Raw genomic sequence first — 15,243 nt, 5'->3', positions numbered from 1 at the left:
AGGAGGGTAAAAACTTGGAGAAACTTATCTCAATCATCGTTCCTATGTATTTTGAAGAAGAAGTAGCACAAGAGTGTTATAATTGCTTAAAGTCTGTTACGCTACAAAATAATATTAATTATGAATTTGTCTTTGTAAATGATGGTAGTACCGATCGGACAATGGAAATTTTAAAAGGTATTTCAGCCGAAGATCCTCGTGCTAAAATCGTAAACTTTGCTCGTAATTTTGGACATCAAATAGCTGTAACAGCAGGAATTGATGTTGCCAAAGGTGATGCTATCATAATCATTGATGCTGATTTACAGGATCCACCTGAAGTTATCCCAGAACTTATTGCAAAATGGGAAGAAGGTTATGAGGTTGTTTGTGCGAAAAGAAAACAGCGTAACGGTGAAACTTGGTTTAAACTTGTTACAGCTAAATATTTCTACCGCTTCTTAAATTGCATGTCTGATATCGATATTCCTAAAGACACAGGTGACTTCCGCCTTATCGATCGTAAAGTAGCAGATGTATTCAAACAAATGACAGAACGAAATCGTTTCGTACGTGGAATGATGTCTTGGATTGGATTCCGCCAAACATATATTGAATACGAAAGAGATGAACGTTTTGCGGGTGAAACGAAGTATCCATTAAAGAAAATGATTAAATTTGCTTCAGACGGTGTTATCGCATTTTCTACAAAGCCATTAAGAATGGTTATGACTTTAGGTTTAATCTCTGTATTAATTTCTATTGCAGTTTTAATATACTCAGTTATCGTTAAAATTATTGGACAAGACATCCAAACTGGATGGGCTTCTCTTATGGTTGCCATTACATTCTTCAGCGGTATGCAACTGCTCGGTCTTGGTATTGTTGGTCAATATATCGCTCGTATTTATGACGAAAGTAAGAACCGACCAATTTATGTTGTAAAAGAGACTGTGAATATAGAAGAAGATGATGTAACTTTATACAATAAGGAAAAAACAAATATATCTTAAATATAATAAAAAGGCTTGTAGCATGTGTATCTCACTGCCACAAGCCTTTTTATCATTTAGATTAAATGAAGAATTCTATCTAGCATTTGAGCCACTTACGATTCAGAGTACTGCCAAGCCTCATTTTGAGCAAAATAATGGAATTTCCCATCAATTATATCCCAACCTGTATACATGTAATAACAATGAGGATTTAAGTAGTACCATGAACTTCCTTCTTTTAACCAGCCATTTTTACTTTGTATAGCTGTTGTACAGTATTGCTATTCTCAGCTTGTACATTTCTTTCCCCATAAAAAGAAGCTGGCACTAATAAACTAGCAGCTACGCAAATTGATAGTATTCTTTTTTTATACGATAAAATTCCTCTCCGAAATATATCATTCCTTACGTTAACAATAAGAATAGATTTTTCTTGTTTATAAAAAATTGATAACAACTTGATTACCGAGGGGATAATTTCTTTCGTTTTGGAAATTTTATAAGTAAACTTTTTAAGAATTTCTTGAGGTGTAGTGAATGTTTTCAATCCAGAACAACCAAGAAAAAAAGTTCCTTGTTTTTGCAGCAATTATACTCATTCTATATTTGTCTCCTTTATTTATTCTTGGAGAAAATGCGCATATTCGCGTTCATGATAATCTTGATTCCAATTTATCCTGGTATAAGGTTTTGGCAAGGAGCGGGGAGATAATAGGTCCGATTGATGCTACAATTCCACAGGTGATAAACAATCAATTATCAAGAAATGCATTTAGCACGGAATTTAGTGGTATTGTTTGGTTGTATGCTTTTTTTCCAAATATGGTTGCGTATGCATTAAGTCAGACGATTACAAGAGTGGTTGCTTTTATAGGGATGTATCTTCTTTTAAAACATCATTTTTTACCTAGAGAGGAATGGATGGTCATTTCGGTTGGAGTTTCATTGGCTTTTGCTCTTACTCCTTTTTGGCCGTCAGGAATGCTTAGTACTCTCGGAATGCCTCTTGCACTTTGGGCAGTTTTAAATATTCGAAAAGGGGAAAGATCGTGGAAGAACTATTTCGTACTCACTCTTATTCCCCTATATTCGAGTATTGTTTTAGGTTTTTTCTTCTTTTTAAGCGGGATGGGAATTCTTTGGTTAGTGGACGTAGTAATAAAGAAAGAATGGAACTTTCGTTTTCTTTTTTCAATTGTTTATATGACGCTCATTTACATGATTGTAGAATATCGCTTAGTATCTTCCTTCTTTTTATCCACTGCACCTAACAGCAGAGATGAATATTTTCATGCAAGATTATCGTTATGGCGGTCTCTCCGTCTTACAGTGAAAAATTTTCTTTTAGGACATAACCATGTCATGACAGTCCATACATTTGTTATTTTACCTGTCATACTTATTGCGTTGTACTTTATCATTTCCAAGAGGCAATGGAAGCAAGAAAAAGTCTTTGTTTTTTTGTTCTGGTTTAACATAGGATTGTCAATTTGGTATGCTTTTTGGTTTTATAAAGGTTGGCTTCCATTAACAAAACGTTTTCACATTTTGGATACGTTTAATTTTGCACGTTATCATTTTTTGCGCCCGTTAGTTATTTATGTTTTATTTGCTCTTGGATTAAAAGTTTTATGGTTACAAGGGAAAATATGGAGACACGCTGTGACAGGTTTTGTAATAGCTCAAATTATTTTGTTAAGCTTTTTTAATGAGGAAATTATTTTTCAAAGTAAACCTTCAGTAAAGGAATTTTTTGCAGAAAAACAATTTCAGGAGATAAAAGAGTATATCGGTTTACCTTTGGAGCAGTACCGTGTCGCTAGTCTTGGTTTACATCCTGCTATCGCTCAGTACAACGGATTCTATACACTTGATACATATAACAATTTTTATCCACTATCATATAAATATGAATTTCGAAAAATAATCGAGAAGGAGCTAGCGAAAAATAAAACGATTCGTACGTATTTTGACGAGTGGGGTGGCCGCTGTTATATTTTCACCGATGAACTTGGAAAACACTATATGTTTAAGAAAAACTCGAAAAAACGCTTGGAAAATTTACAATTAAATATAGAGCATTTTAAGAAAATGGGTGGTCGATACATGTTTTCTGCTGTCCCTATTGAAAATGCAGTAGAAAACAATTTATTCCTTGAGAAAGTGTTTACATCAAAGACATCCGCTTGGAAAATTTATTTGTATAAAGCGATATAGATGAGTGAAATAGATTGCCTCTCTCGATGTGAATTTATAAAAACCAAACTAATATTTAGATGCAATACTAGTTTGGTTTTTACTATTTCGTATTAAAATAAATGATGAATTTCTATATAAGCCTTTCATTCAGAAAGTAACGAAAGAAATTTCATAAAACTCTAATCTTTTTGATTCAATTTAATATAGAATTTGTAGTCTGTATTATGTGCCATTATGATACTTGACGTTTACTTTGAAAATACAACATTTGGTGATTCTGATTTCGCAGTAGTTGGTATTTTAATAAGTGAAATTGCAAAAATAATAACTTCTATATTCTAAATAAATAAAAAGAAAAAAGACTTGATTTTCCAATAAAAGAAATCAAGTCTTTTCTATTACATACGATTATCGTGCCAAAAGTTTAATGGGAAATGTTCATCTTCTTGATAACTTTCCAGTTCATAACCTTTTTCTTTTAGACCTTTAATAATAGCAGGTACAGCTTTCACAGATTGTGGATGAATATCGTGCATTAAAATGACCTCTGTTGGATTTGTTGCACCAGCAAGAACATTTTGTGCAATTTGTGCAGCAGCAGCATCTACTGGCATTTTATTATATTTCCAGTCTAATGAATCGATTGTCCAGTCCCAAACTTTCAAACCATTTTCAACAACTTTATTGCGAAGTGCTTCATTTAATCCTGGCATGGATCCGTAACATGGACGAGTTAATACTGGTGATTTTCCGATAACTCCAGCGATTAATCCTTGGTCCTCTTTCATTTCATCTGCATAAAGACCTTCTGTATAAAGCTTTTTGTAGTTATGTGTCATACTATGCATACCAACATAATGCCCTTCAGCGTCTTCACGCTTTACAAGATCAGGGAATGCTTTAACATTTGCTCCAATTAGGAAAAATGTAGCTTTCGCATCTTCTTTTTTCAACATGTCTAACAGTTCAGCAGTATATTTTCCAGGACCATCATCAAATGTTAAGTAAGCAACCTTTCTAACTTGCCCGTTATATTGCTTTGGTGCTTCTTTTGGAGTTAGAGCCGTTTGAATTTCACTTACAAGTTGAACGGATTTCGTTTCATCTTCCGTACTTGCTAAAGCAATATGAGTTGATCCATAAACCGCTTCATATAAAAATAATACTCCGACGCAAATCAACAATGCCCTCTTTACTAAAGTTGTCATTCGAATTCTATTGTGCATAATTTTCCTTCTCTCTATAATAGTTCTACTCTATTATATTAGCAATTTTAGGGAGGTAAATGCAAAACAAATTGCAAAAAAGGTGTGCAAGATTTTGTTGTTTAGTAGTTTTTATAATGAAGGCTTTTGATGGAAATGTAACCAATAAGAAATAATGATAAAAAGGAGTTTGTTCATTATGCAATTTTACGAAAAATGAATGTCAGTTCCATATTGAATCAGTTTTAATTTTTTTGCTACTGCTTGCGAAGCGAAATTGTCCCAAGAAGTGCTATAAAGAGGGATACGATTTTCCTCTTGTACCGCTTTCGCCCACGCTGTTACAACATGATAGCCATATCCTTTTCCCTGGAAAGTCACTAATGTTTCTACACTTGCTTCAGTGGCTAGAGATGTACTTCTTGCACTACAGCACACAGAAACAATTCTTTCGTTTTCAAGAATCGCAAAACAAGGTTGTCGCCATTTTAACTGATGTAATAAATTTGGATAGTTTTGTTGGAGAAGTTCTTTATTTTCCTCTGTAACCTGTATTACATTAATAGGATCATCGAGGTCATTTAGAAATGCAAAAGCAGGACCTATCCAGATTTTATGTATCGATTGTTCTTTACTTAACATACTCATAATTTTTGCTAAATCTATGTGATTAGGATGATTGGTGAATAATTCGTCAATCTCATGTATTAGAACGCTGGGTAGGTCAAAGCGGTATCGTCTAATCGTGCCATCTTTTGTATGACCAAGGAAAAAACGAGGTGCAATTGTGCTGTCAGGCTCGTTAATACTTGTTATTTTTCTAGATTGATTATGAGAGAACAAAACTTCAGTCTGAATAGACATTAATTCCAAATGTGAAAGCATTTTATCACCAGTCCTCACGTATTGTATATGTATAATAGTTTATAACATAAAAATCAAAATCCCTTCTTTAGTTAGGGGAGGTATTTATGTACATCTTTTTATAAAAGAATTTCAGTAAAAGATGGAGGAGTCACTTTATAACGTAATTCTGTTTTTAAGTATTTTAAATTTCACATACCGTATTAAAAGAAAAAACTAGGAAAATAAGAAATAGTGTCGAATATATCGTAAATACATGTATAAAGTAAAGTGAAATATGAAAAAGAGGTGACAACATGAATTTAGAAGAAGTCATGCATCAGCTTGGGGAGTGTGGAACAGAACAAAATCGTAAAATATATATGAATCACGGAGCAACAGAGCCGCTATTTGGTGTTAGTTTTGCAAACTTAAAACAATTAAAGAAGAACATCAAAAAGGACCATGAGTTAGCAATGTTATTATGGAAAACAAAAAATATGGACGCAATGACATTAGCTACAATGATTGCTGAGCCAAAAAAGTTCACATCAGAGCAGTTGGATGAGTGGGTACAGGAGGTTGATTATTATGGTTTAATGGATGTGCTTATGTCAGCTGTCAGTTCATCTCCAATTGCAATAGATAAAATGAAGGAATGGACAGCATCTCAAGATGAATGGATTGGTAGAGCAGGCTGGTCTTTGCTAGCCAATATTGCGATAAAAGATAAAGATTTAGAAGATGAATTTTTTCTACCATTTTTAAATGAAATTAAAACTCATATACATATAGAAAAAAATCGAAAAAAGGAAGCAATGAATAGTGCACTGATTGCGATTGGAATTCGAAATGAGGAACTTGAGCAAAAAGCAATCGCAATTGCACGTGAAATTGGAAAGGTAGACGTTGATCATGGTAAAACGTCATGTAAGACGCCTGAAGCAGAGCCATATATTAAAAAAGCACGAGAGAGAGAAAGAAACAAAGAAAGAAAATGAAAGAAGGAAAACAGCATGAAAGCAATTGATGCCGCACAAAAAATTATTGAATCTCAATTTCCAAATTGTGATGTTGCTTTATTAGGAGGAAGCGTTGCAAGGGGGGAAGCAACAAAAACATCTGATCTTGATATTGTCATCATTGATAGTAAGCTACCAAATTGTTATCGCGAATCTTTTGTTAGTAACGGTTGGCCAGTTGAAGTGTTTGTACATAATTTTGAAACGTATAAAAAATATTTTAAAAGTGATTGTGAAAGGGGTAGACCTTGTTTACCGCAAATGGTTTCGGAAGGGATTATTTTAAAAGGGAAGGAAGCAGTTGTAACGAGTTTAAAACAGGAAGCACAGCAATTATTAAATGAAGGTCCTGAAAAGTGGACAGAAGAGCTTATCAGACAGAAGCGTTACTTTATTACAGATGCGCTAGAGGATTTTATTGGTGCGACAAAGAGGGAAGAAGAATTGTTTATTGCTAATCTTTTGGCTGATTTAGTTCATGAATATGTTCTTAGAGTAAACGGACAATGGGTTGGAAATTCTAAATGGTTTATTCGAGTGTTAAGAAAATATGATGAATCATTTGCGGAAGAGTTTGTTGAAGCTTTTGATCATTTTTATAGAACTGGTGAAAAGGTGAAACTGATCGGATTTATAGAAAGAACACTAGAAACATATGGTGGCAGGTTATTTGAAGGGTTTTCTGTAGGGAAATAAAAAGGAGATGGACAGATGAATGTACCAGTTATTCGACTAAGAGAACTTTCATTAGATGATGTAGAAGATCGATATCAATGGTCATTAGATACAGAAGTAACAAAACATTTAGTTGTGCCCGATCAATATCCACCTTTTACACGTGATGAGACAAGAAGATGGATTGAGATGTGTATGAATCGTGAAAATGGGTATGAACAAAGGGCCATCGTTTCTGAAGATGGTGTGCATATCGGCTGGGTTGATCTGAAAAATTTTGATAAAACGAATAAAAATGCTGAATTAGGAATTGCGATTGGGAATAAAAAATATTGGGGACACGGATATGGTATTGCGGCGCTATACAGCATGTTACAAATCGGATTTTATGAGTTTGATTTAGAGAAAGTGTGGCTACGCGTTGATGCCGATAACATAAAAGCAATTAAAAGCTATGAAAAGCTGGATTTGTTTGTGAAGGAATCATGAGAAATGATAGATTGCGAGAAGGTGTAATTATTAATCGTTATCGCTTTAGTATGTTGAAAGAAGAATATGAAATGATTAACAAGAAGGATTATAATGTATAATATTATTATGTAAACAAAAGTGGATTGAATTTAGAAACTTAATGATGAGAGGATGTATACAAATGATTCGAGTTTTATCAGACTTAGATGCAGTACAATATTGGGATTTACGTTTACAAGCATTGCAAATAAATCCAGACGCATTTGTAAAAACTTATGAGGAAGCGATGCAAAAAGAAAATCCCGTGGAGGAAGTTACTCAAAATTTAAGTTCAAAAACGAGTTACACATTCGGTGCTTTTAATGAAGAGAATCAACTGCTAGGTGTAGTCACGTTGCTTACGGAGCAAAAAGCAGCTTATAAACATAAAGGACATCTTGTTGCGATGTATGTAGATCATCAAAGTAGAGGGAAAGGTTTAGCAAAAGATTTAATTCGAGCGTTAATTGAAAAAGCAAGAGAACTAGAAATAGAGAAAATTAATTTAGGGGTTGTTTCACATAATGAAGTAGCAAAAAAACTGTATCAATCAATGGGTTTTACAACGTATGGGATAGAAAGCAAGGCGTTAAAAATGAATAGTATATATCGTGATGACGAATTAATGGCTTTATTTATCTAAAAGTTACAAAAAAGGAGTAGCTGATGTTTAAAAGCAAGAAGCGTATAGTATTGATTATCGCGTTAATTGTTTTTATTACTAGCACACTGTATCAAGCTGTTTGTGTAAATAATGATATGAAAGTACCTGGTAAGATAATTGAAGTTAACAATCATTATATTCATCATGAACAGGCAAATGAGATCAATGAAAAGATAAAGAGTTGGATGGGAGAATTGCAGTGAAAGATTTACCTTTAGAAAGAGACATGAATCCTAACGTTGCAGTATTATATGCTACTGTAAGTGATACATTCAAAAGATTAAGAAATCTAGTTGAAGGGGTAGGAAAAGACGAATTGCATTACAAAGGCCCTTTTAATGATGAAAATAGCATCGGACAGCTTCTTCAGCATTTAGCAGTCGTAGATTTACATTGGGTGTATCGTTTGAAAGGTGAACAAATTCCCGCTTTCTTGCAAAGGAAATATGGTCCTATGCTTGATGACAAAGGAGAATTACCTAATATCAAAAAAGGTTCTTTACAAGAACTCATGCAAGATTATCAAAATGTTCAAAATATGTTTTATGATGAATGTATGAAACTAACAGAAGCAGATTTAACCCGCGAAGTCTATTATGAAAATGGTCAAACGGCTACGATTAGGTGGGGGATTTGGCATATAGCTGATCATAACCGCTATCATCAAGCTCACATAAGCCGATTGCGAAAATCGTATCGACAAGAAATAAAGTGAGACTTTAATCAGTCGAGAGCTTCATCCTCCGCTGATTATCAGCCCTCACTAATCGGGTTTTTACGGACAGTCGATTTCCCACCTAACTTCTTTGCTTTTGCCAAATTTTGAGGTGGGAGTCTTACTGTCCGTTAATGCGGGAAAAACGTATAAAAGCACCATTTTTAGTATGAAATTTTCGAATTTTATTTTGAATGAATCGTATTCTGTTATATAGTAGAAGAAAATTATATAAGGGGTTTTAGGATGAAAGCAATTGCAGCGGGAGTATTGGCATCGTTTTTCTTTGCCTTTACGTTTATTTTAAACCGTGCGATGGACTTACAAGGGGGAAGCTGGATTTGGAGTGCATCACTGCGGTATTACTTTATGGTTCCGCTACTTGTCATAATTGTCATGTATAGAGGAAACTTAAAGCAACTCTTTCAATATATGAAAAGTAATCCGAAAGAGTGGCTATTATGGAGCATTGTCGGTTTCGGTCTTTTTTACGCGCCACTTAGTTTTGCTGGTGCATTTGGACCAGGGTGGCTAGTTGCTTCCACATGGCAAATTACAATTATAGCAGGAATTTTATTAACGCCATTATTCGCAACAAATTCACTACATAAAAAAGTTCCAATGAAAGAATTGATGATGTCTGCGGTTATATTACTTGGTGTTCTTCTTATGCAAGTAGAACATGCTTCTTCTTTAGGGATTCGTGAAACCATGTTATGTGTAGTTCCAGTAATAGTAGCAGCGTTTGCTTATCCACTTGGAAATCGAAAAATGATGCAAGTGTGTAAAGGAGAATTAGATGTCTTTCAACGCGTTCTTGGAATGACATTAGCAAGTTTACCGTTCTGGTTTCTGCTATCTGGATATGAGGTTGCAACAAGTGGATTACCATCAAGTGATCAAGTCTTTCAATGCTTTATCGTAGCGATTAGTTCTGGTTTAATTGCCACTGTATTATTTTTCTTTGCAACTGATCTTGTGAAAGATGATCCGCAGAAATTAGCGACTGTAGAAGCAACACAATCTGGTGAAGTTTTATTTGCATTACTCGGGGAGTTAATATGGTTATCAGCTCCATTCCCATCATCATTATCATGGATTGGAATGAGTCTTGTCGTTGTAGGTATGATTCTGCATAGTTATGTTGCAGTGGTTGTGAAAAAAGAAGAAAAGATAACAGCGTGAAAAAATATTAGCTCTTTGAAAATAAAGAGCTAATATTTTTTATATGGAGGAAATTACATGAAATTAAAAGAATTCATTCATTTTCTAAATAGATTAGAAGACAATCATATAGTCTATAAACTAAGTAAAGCGAGAAGGGAAAGTATTATGGTCGAAGTAGCTGTGCCAGGCCAACGATGGGAGATTGAATTTATGGAAGATGGTACAGTTGAAATCGAAAAGTTTATTGCTGATGGTGATTTTTATGATGAGAAAGAGATTGATTTCCTGTTTGCAGATTTTAGTGATTAAGTAAAGAAATTAGCAAGATTTCAAGATAGATAACAATAGGACTGACCTTTCATGTTGCAGGTGTTATGAAGACGGGAGAAAAGATAACAGTATAAAAAGGGTGAAAAGGAATCGATTTATGATTGTGAGTCGGTTCCTTTTTTGTTACGTTTTCATAGTATATAATATGAATCGTTATAAACTAAATTTATAATATATTAGTAAATGAAGCAGATTTTTATGTTTACTGAGATGTTTTTGGGTTTGGAAAGGAATGAAGATTAAAATAAATGAAGTAGTCTAAAGGGAGAGAAATATGGAAAAAGATATGAATAAAACACATAAAAATAAAGAGAACATCGTTACGTTATATGTTACGAGACATGGAAAAACAATATTAAACACGAATAAACGTATACAAGGCTGGGCGGATTCCCCATTAGTAGAGAAGGGAATTGAAGTAGTGAAAGGTTTAGGAAATGGATTGCAAGATATACCTTTTGTTGATGCTTATAGTAGTGATAGTGGCCGTGCAATTGAAACTGCTAACTTAGTATTAAAGTATAGTGGACAGTCAAAATTAAAACTTGAACAACGGAAAGATTTGCGTGAATTGAATTTTGGGATTTTTGAAGGCGATAAGGTTGAAAATATGAGGCAGGCTATTCAAAATATTGCCGGTGTTAAAGGTATAACTGAATCAATGGAGCTTTCTATTAAAGAATTTACGAATTTTATTGCAGAAGCAGATACTACGAAACAAGCGGAAAATTGGGAAGTATTTTCAACTCGTATAAAAAAAGAAATCGATACAATTAGTGAAGACACGGCCCAAAATGGAGGAGGTAACGTTTTAGTCGTAGCTCATGGATTGATGATCACTGCATTAGTAGAAATGCTTGATAGTAGTAAAACAAAAATGGGGGTAAAAAATGCAAGTGTAACTAAAATTCTCTATAAAGATGGAGAATATACAATAGAGTCTGTCGGTGATATGAGTTATGCTGAAAAAGGAAGCGAAATTGTGGAATTATAAAAAGTGCTATAGAGTGTTAGAATGCGAAAAAGGCAAATTTCTTACAGAGGTAAGGGTGCCTTTTTCTTTAATTTTAGCGAATTTGGAGCTGAGTGTTTTACTGTTCATGACTAGCGGAATAATTTTGTATTGTAAAGGAGGAAGAGTATGGTTACTATTGAGCGGAATCTAAGTGAGGATAAAATGGTTCCGATATTAAAGTATGCAGTAGGACCCCAGGAAAAAAGTTTACAAAAAGCTATGAAGTTCTATGAAGAAAATAGAAATACTGTACTATATCATTATAAAGCGATAGCTTGTATTGGCATGGAATTTTATGCTGAAAAACAAGCGACAATATGCCATATAGCAGTTTCTCCAAATAGTCGTTATAAAGGAATTGCTTTCGAAATGATAAAGAAAGTGATTCATATGCATGGATTAATTTATGTGGAAGCAGAAACAGATGATGAAGCGGTAGGATTTTATAAAAAATGTGGCTTTACTGTTACAAGCTTGGGAGAGAAATATCCAGGTATAGAAAGGTTTCACTGTAACTTATTCATTCAAAATGAAAATAGCTGATAAATATTGCTAATTAGACTGAACAGCTATGGCCGTATCTATGTATATCCATGCTTGTTTTCATTATCTTTTGTATATACTAACTAAATGAAAAAAAGAATATAATATTTTAGTTTATGTTACAAAGGAGCATATGAAAATGAATGAGAAGTACTATAAAGGTTTGGTTATGAGACCGATTAAAGAAAGTGAAGTGGAACAGTTTTCAAATTTGATGAAATACGTGTTCCAAGTTTCTAAAAAAATGATTAATGATGAAGAGAAAATGGTGCAAAAAAAAAGTCATCAGTTAAAGCCAGGGACCGCTTTAGGCTGGTTTGATCATGATAAATTAATTTCTCAAATTGTTGTTTTGCCATTCCAAGTCAATATTCATGGTGTGATTTATGAAATGGGGGGAGTTACTGGAGTTGGGACATATCCAGAGTATGCTGGGCATGGATTAATGAACTCATTAATGAAAGAAAGCTTAAAAACAATGAGAGAAAATGGCCAGTTTATTTCTTATTTATTTCCTTACTCAATCCCTTATTACCGGAAAAAAGGATGGGAAATTATCTCTGATATCATTGAATACCAAATCAAAGATACACAGCTTCCTAAGTACCGTGGAAACATTAGTGGACGTGTAAGGAGAGTTGGATTAAAAAGTAAAGAAAAAGAAAAAATTTATGATGATTTTGCGAGAAAAACAAATGGGGCGATGGTTCGAAATACACTCGCATGGGAAGAACGGTTTCGCGAGGAAACAATTGATTTGCAATTAGCGATTTTTTACACGGATGAAGATATTCCCCATGGATATTTATTTTATCGAGTCCTTGAAGAAAAATTTTATATAGAAGAAATGATTTACTTAAATGAAGAGGCGAGAAGAGGGTTATGGAATTTTATTAGTGCTCATTTTTCGATGGTGTATTATGTGAAAGGAAAAACATGTGTTCATGAACCGGTTGCCTTCTTACTTGAAGATAGTGAAATCAAGCAGACGATTGCGCCTTACTATATGGGAAGAATTGTGGACGTCATTGGTTTTCTGGAACAATATCCATTTAAACGTCTGAAAAATGAAAAACTAATTTTGCATCTGGATGATCCTATGTTGGAGTGGAATAAAGGTACTTTTTCTTTAGAGTGGGATTCTGACAAACAATTACATATAACGTATGAGAAAGAAACAAATGATATGAAGGGTATGTCATTAACGATTCAAACATTAGCAACTATGTTGCTAAGCTATAAAAGCCCTGCATTTTTGTATGATATCGGAAGAATAAAAGGACCTTACGAAATGGTAGAAGTGCTGGAGGATGCGATTCCAGATTCACCACCCTGTTTCTTTGATTACTTTTAAAACAAAGGAATCTCTCCAAAGTAATGTATGATTTACTTTAGAGAGGTTTTTTCTTCTTGTATTTATTGTTGTTTATATTCTTTTAAATAGAGTTAGACATAGATTTGTTTAGATTAAAAATTAAGAAAAATATGATAAAATATTAGGTGTGAGTTCAAAATTTAAGTTTATAAGAGTTGAGATAAAGCAGACGGGGGAGTAATCATGAAGATACATGACATAGTGGCGGGAACTCAATTACCAAATACAGTTGAAACGATATCAAATGACTTACTTACATTAGGACTAAAAAAAGGAATGCCAGTGATCGTCCATTCTTCTCTTAGTTCAATTGGTTGGGTAGCTGGTGGAGCAGTCTCAGTAGTTGAAGCGTTGATGAACGTAATTACGGAAGAAGGTACAATTGTTATGCCAACGCAAACCTCAGATTTATCAGATCCAAAAAATTGGGCAAGGCCTCCTGTTCCAGAAAATTGGTGGCAAATTATTCGAGACAATGTTCCAGCATTTAACCCAGATGTAACTCCTACACGTGCAATGGGGAAAGTGGTGGAATGTTTTCGAACATATCCAAATGTAAAGCGTAGTAATCACCCATTAAATAGTTTTGCAGTATGGGGGAAACATGCAGAGGATATTATAGCTAATCATTCCCTTTCCATTAGTCTTGGAGAGCACTCACCATTAAAGAAAATATATGATTTAGATGGATATGTAATGTTGTTAGGTGTAGGCTATGATTCTAACACATCCGTACATTTATCTGAAATACGTACAGGAGCACGTGAATTAGTAAAAGTTGGAGCGCCAATTATAGAAAATGGTACAAGGGTATGGAAAGAGTTCGATGAAATGGACTATGATTCTGATATATTTGTTAAGATTGGAAAAGAGTTTGAGCAAATAAACGCTGTAACAATTGGTAAAGTTGGAAATGCAACGTGTAGATTAATGAAACAACGAGAAATTGTTGACTTTGGTGTACAATGGTTTCGTTCGAAAAACAAGTAAGGGATGGTTATGATGAAAGGGAAAAAGATTTTAATTACAAGTGGTGGCTGTTTAGAGAAATGGGACCAAGTACGCGGTCATACAAATTTAGCAAAAGGTACAATTGGGAGAATGCTTGCTGAAGAAGCGATGTCAAAAGGAGCGCATGTTATATACTTACATGGTTATTTTGCTGAAAAGCCGAATGCTATAAATAACCAATTAGAATTACATCCATTTGAGGGAATTATTGATTTACAAGATAAAATGAAGAGTATTATTACACATGAGAAGATCGATGCAGTTATTATGGCAGCTGCTGGATCGGATTGGATCGTTGATAAAATTTGTGATCAAGATGGAAATGTACTTGATATGAATGGGAAGATTTCAAGTGATATAGCACCAATTATTCATTTTCAAAAAGCGCCTAAAATATTAAAACAAATTAAACAATGGGATCCGGAAACGGTTTTAGTTGGATTCAAACTTGAAAGCGATGTCAATGAGGTAGAGCTAATTCAACGTGCAAGTGAAAGAATGAGGCAGGCGAAAGCAAATCTTATGATAGCAAATTCTCCGCATTCGTTATATTCACATGCAGCCATTCATCATGTGATTGGAGAAGATGGAAATGTTGCTTTATGTGAAGGGAAAGTCGAAACGGCGAAAGAGGTTGTAAACAGGTTAGAACAGTTATGTAATCGTGTAGAAGAGGGGAGGTTGAGTCGTTTATAACGCAAACGTAATTTGTACTGATTAAAATCAGCTCATCCAAATTATGGGGCGTAACGTTTCGAAAGAGAATGCTGTGTTAAATTGGTGTCAAAAGCATGAGATAAGTGCAGAACAAGTAATGGCATTTGGTGATGATTGGAATGATATCGGTTTATTTAACATGTTTTCTGGAAAGAAGTCCCCTTCCTCAAGGAGCGAGAAGGGCGTGGCTCAGCGAGTAGGTGGGGGATGAATTTTCGGTAGGCGCTTACATGTTTTTCGTACACGATTTTGATTCTATACGATATAATGGATGTGGA

The 15,243-nt window shown here is 34.2% G+C and carries 19 protein-coding genes and 1 pseudogene; 16 read left to right on the top strand and 4 right to left on the bottom strand.

The window, feature by feature from the left end; genetic code table 11:
* The first annotated feature begins 14 nt into the window (after positions 1–14).
* Positions 15–992 carry a glycosyltransferase family 2 protein gene (locus tag LOK41_RS09510; protein WP_241816245.1) on the top strand — a complete coding sequence of 326 codons (978 nt, stop codon included), beginning with the start codon at positions 15–17 and terminating at the stop codon, positions 990–992.
* A gap of 95 nt (positions 993–1,087) precedes the next feature.
* Here LOK41_RS09510 and LOK41_RS29270 read toward each other — a convergent pair whose 3' ends face one another.
* Both LOK41_RS29270 and LOK41_RS09505 read right to left on the bottom strand, forming a co-directional pair.
* Positions 1,088–1,237: a hypothetical protein gene (locus tag LOK41_RS29270; protein ID WP_481748800.1), complete on the bottom strand. Its 150-nt coding sequence runs from the start codon at positions 1,235–1,237 to the stop codon at positions 1,088–1,090.
* Positions 1,213–1,521, bottom strand: coding sequence for a hypothetical protein (locus LOK41_RS09505; protein ID WP_241816244.1), 309 nt, complete (start codon positions 1,519–1,521; stop codon positions 1,213–1,215). The genes LOK41_RS29270 and LOK41_RS09505 overlap by 25 nt, the downstream gene beginning before the upstream one ends.
* Between LOK41_RS09505 and LOK41_RS09500 the strand changes: the two genes are divergently transcribed.
* Positions 1,512–3,191, top strand: coding sequence for a DUF6044 family protein (locus tag LOK41_RS09500; RefSeq protein WP_241816243.1), 1,680 nt, complete (start codon positions 1,512–1,514; stop codon positions 3,189–3,191). The two genes, LOK41_RS09505 and LOK41_RS09500, sit on opposite strands and share 10 nt — an antisense overlap.
* A 380-nt stretch (positions 3,192–3,571) precedes the next feature.
* Here LOK41_RS09500 and LOK41_RS09495 read toward each other — a convergent pair whose 3' ends face one another.
* Positions 3,572–4,399, bottom strand: coding sequence for a peptidoglycan-N-acetylglucosamine deacetylase (locus LOK41_RS09495; protein ID WP_174100576.1), 828 nt, complete (start codon positions 4,397–4,399; stop codon positions 3,572–3,574).
* 186 nt (positions 4,400–4,585) lie between these two features.
* Positions 4,586–5,263: a GNAT family N-acetyltransferase gene (locus LOK41_RS09490; protein ID WP_241816242.1), complete on the bottom strand. Its 678-nt coding sequence runs from the start codon at positions 5,261–5,263 to the stop codon at positions 4,586–4,588.
* A 275-nt stretch (positions 5,264–5,538) separates the two neighbouring features.
* Between LOK41_RS09490 and LOK41_RS09485 the strand changes: the two genes are divergently transcribed.
* The 14 genes and pseudogenes from LOK41_RS09485 to LOK41_RS09420 all read left to right on the top strand — a co-directional run bounded on the left by LOK41_RS09485 (position 5,539) and on the right by LOK41_RS09420 (position 15,176).
* Positions 5,539–6,222: a DNA alkylation repair protein gene (locus tag LOK41_RS09485; protein WP_241816241.1), complete on the top strand. Its 684-nt coding sequence runs from the start codon at positions 5,539–5,541 to the stop codon at positions 6,220–6,222.
* A gap of 15 nt (positions 6,223–6,237) precedes the next feature.
* On the top strand, positions 6,238–6,939 hold the full coding sequence (locus LOK41_RS09480; RefSeq protein ID WP_241816240.1) for a nucleotidyltransferase domain-containing protein: 702 nt from the start codon (positions 6,238–6,240) through the stop codon (positions 6,937–6,939).
* 15 nt (positions 6,940–6,954) lie between these two features.
* A pseudogene (locus LOK41_RS09475) lies at positions 6,955–7,508 on the top strand (GNAT family N-acetyltransferase).
* Positions 7,509–7,570: 62 nt separating this feature from the next.
* Positions 7,571–8,071 carry a GNAT family N-acetyltransferase gene (locus LOK41_RS09470; protein WP_241816239.1) on the top strand — a complete coding sequence of 167 codons (501 nt, stop codon included), beginning with the start codon at positions 7,571–7,573 and terminating at the stop codon, positions 8,069–8,071.
* A 23-nt stretch (positions 8,072–8,094) separates the two neighbouring features.
* Positions 8,095–8,295, top strand: coding sequence for a hypothetical protein (locus LOK41_RS09465; RefSeq protein ID WP_241816238.1), 201 nt, complete (start codon positions 8,095–8,097; stop codon positions 8,293–8,295).
* Positions 8,292–8,807: a DinB family protein gene (locus tag LOK41_RS09460; protein WP_241816237.1), complete on the top strand. Its 516-nt coding sequence runs from the start codon at positions 8,292–8,294 to the stop codon at positions 8,805–8,807. Before LOK41_RS09465 ends, LOK41_RS09460 begins: the two co-directional genes overlap by 4 nt.
* Positions 8,808–9,053: 246 nt before the next feature.
* Positions 9,054–9,992, top strand: coding sequence for a DMT family transporter (locus LOK41_RS09455; RefSeq protein WP_241816236.1), 939 nt, complete (start codon positions 9,054–9,056; stop codon positions 9,990–9,992).
* A gap of 57 nt (positions 9,993–10,049) precedes the next feature.
* Entirely contained in the window at positions 10,050–10,283 is a 234-nt protein-coding gene (locus LOK41_RS09450; RefSeq protein ID WP_241816235.1) for a hypothetical protein, read from the top strand.
* Between the two features lie 307 nt (positions 10,284–10,590).
* On the top strand, positions 10,591–11,298 hold the full coding sequence (locus tag LOK41_RS09445; RefSeq protein ID WP_241816271.1) for a histidine phosphatase family protein: 708 nt from the start codon (positions 10,591–10,593) through the stop codon (positions 11,296–11,298).
* Between the two features lie 147 nt (positions 11,299–11,445).
* Positions 11,446–11,862: a GNAT family N-acetyltransferase gene (locus LOK41_RS09440; RefSeq protein ID WP_241816234.1), complete on the top strand. Its 417-nt coding sequence runs from the start codon at positions 11,446–11,448 to the stop codon at positions 11,860–11,862.
* A gap of 139 nt (positions 11,863–12,001) precedes the next feature.
* Complete coding sequence (locus LOK41_RS09435) at positions 12,002–13,216, top strand: GNAT family N-acetyltransferase (protein ID WP_241816233.1); 1,215 nt, start codon at positions 12,002–12,004, stop codon at positions 13,214–13,216.
* Positions 13,217–13,420: 204 nt separating this feature from the next.
* Positions 13,421–14,227, top strand: a complete 807-nt coding sequence (locus LOK41_RS09430; protein WP_277818556.1) for an AAC(3) family N-acetyltransferase — start codon at positions 13,421–13,423, stop codon at positions 14,225–14,227.
* A 3-nt stretch (positions 14,228–14,230) separates the two neighbouring features.
* Positions 14,231–14,944, top strand: a complete 714-nt coding sequence (locus LOK41_RS09425) for a phosphopantothenoylcysteine decarboxylase domain-containing protein (protein ID WP_241816232.1) — start codon at positions 14,231–14,233, stop codon at positions 14,942–14,944.
* Between the two features lie 34 nt (positions 14,945–14,978).
* Entirely contained in the window at positions 14,979–15,176 is a 198-nt protein-coding gene (locus tag LOK41_RS09420) for an HAD family hydrolase (RefSeq protein ID WP_347269300.1), read from the top strand.
* Positions 15,177–15,243: the final 67 nt, after the last annotated feature.

The sequence above is a fragment of the Bacillus sp. TL12 genome, assembly GCF_022625245.1.
Taxonomy (GTDB): domain Bacteria; phylum Bacillota; class Bacilli; order Bacillales; family Bacillaceae_G; genus Bacillus_A.
This window is presented reverse-complemented; position numbering and strand designations above follow the sequence as displayed.

Excerpts from the sequence above, each read along its gene's own strand:
- LOK41_RS09470 (WP_241816239.1), top strand. The coding sequence starts at position 7,571 with ATGATTCGAGTTTTATCAGACTTAGATGCAGTACAATATTGGGATTTA.
- LOK41_RS09450 (WP_241816235.1), top strand. The coding sequence starts at position 10,050 with ATGAAATTAAAAGAATTCATTCATTTTCTAAATAGATTAGAAGACAAT.
- LOK41_RS09490 (WP_241816242.1), bottom strand. The coding sequence starts at position 5,263 with ATGCTTTCACATTTGGAATTAATGTCTATTCAGACTGAAGTTTTGTTC.
- LOK41_RS09480 (WP_241816240.1), top strand. The coding sequence starts at position 6,238 with ATGAAAGCAATTGATGCCGCACAAAAAATTATTGAATCTCAATTTCCA.
- LOK41_RS09495 (WP_174100576.1), bottom strand. The coding sequence starts at position 4,399 with ATGCACAATAGAATTCGAATGACAACTTTAGTAAAGAGGGCATTGTTG.
- LOK41_RS09425 (WP_241816232.1), top strand. The coding sequence starts at position 14,231 with ATGGTTATGATGAAAGGGAAAAAGATTTTAATTACAAGTGGTGGCTGT.
- LOK41_RS09445 (WP_241816271.1), top strand. The coding sequence starts at position 10,591 with ATGAATAAAACACATAAAAATAAAGAGAACATCGTTACGTTATATGTT.
- LOK41_RS09500 (WP_241816243.1), top strand. The coding sequence starts at position 1,512 with ATGTTTTCAATCCAGAACAACCAAGAAAAAAAGTTCCTTGTTTTTGCA.
- LOK41_RS09465 (WP_241816238.1), top strand. The coding sequence starts at position 8,095 with ATGTTTAAAAGCAAGAAGCGTATAGTATTGATTATCGCGTTAATTGTT.
- LOK41_RS09440 (WP_241816234.1), top strand. The coding sequence starts at position 11,446 with ATGGTTACTATTGAGCGGAATCTAAGTGAGGATAAAATGGTTCCGATA.
- LOK41_RS09430 (WP_277818556.1), top strand. The coding sequence starts at position 13,421 with ATGAAGATACATGACATAGTGGCGGGAACTCAATTACCAAATACAGTT.
- LOK41_RS09435 (WP_241816233.1), top strand. The coding sequence starts at position 12,002 with ATGAATGAGAAGTACTATAAAGGTTTGGTTATGAGACCGATTAAAGAA.
- LOK41_RS09455 (WP_241816236.1), top strand. The coding sequence starts at position 9,054 with ATGAAAGCAATTGCAGCGGGAGTATTGGCATCGTTTTTCTTTGCCTTT.
- LOK41_RS09485 (WP_241816241.1), top strand. The coding sequence starts at position 5,539 with ATGAATTTAGAAGAAGTCATGCATCAGCTTGGGGAGTGTGGAACAGAA.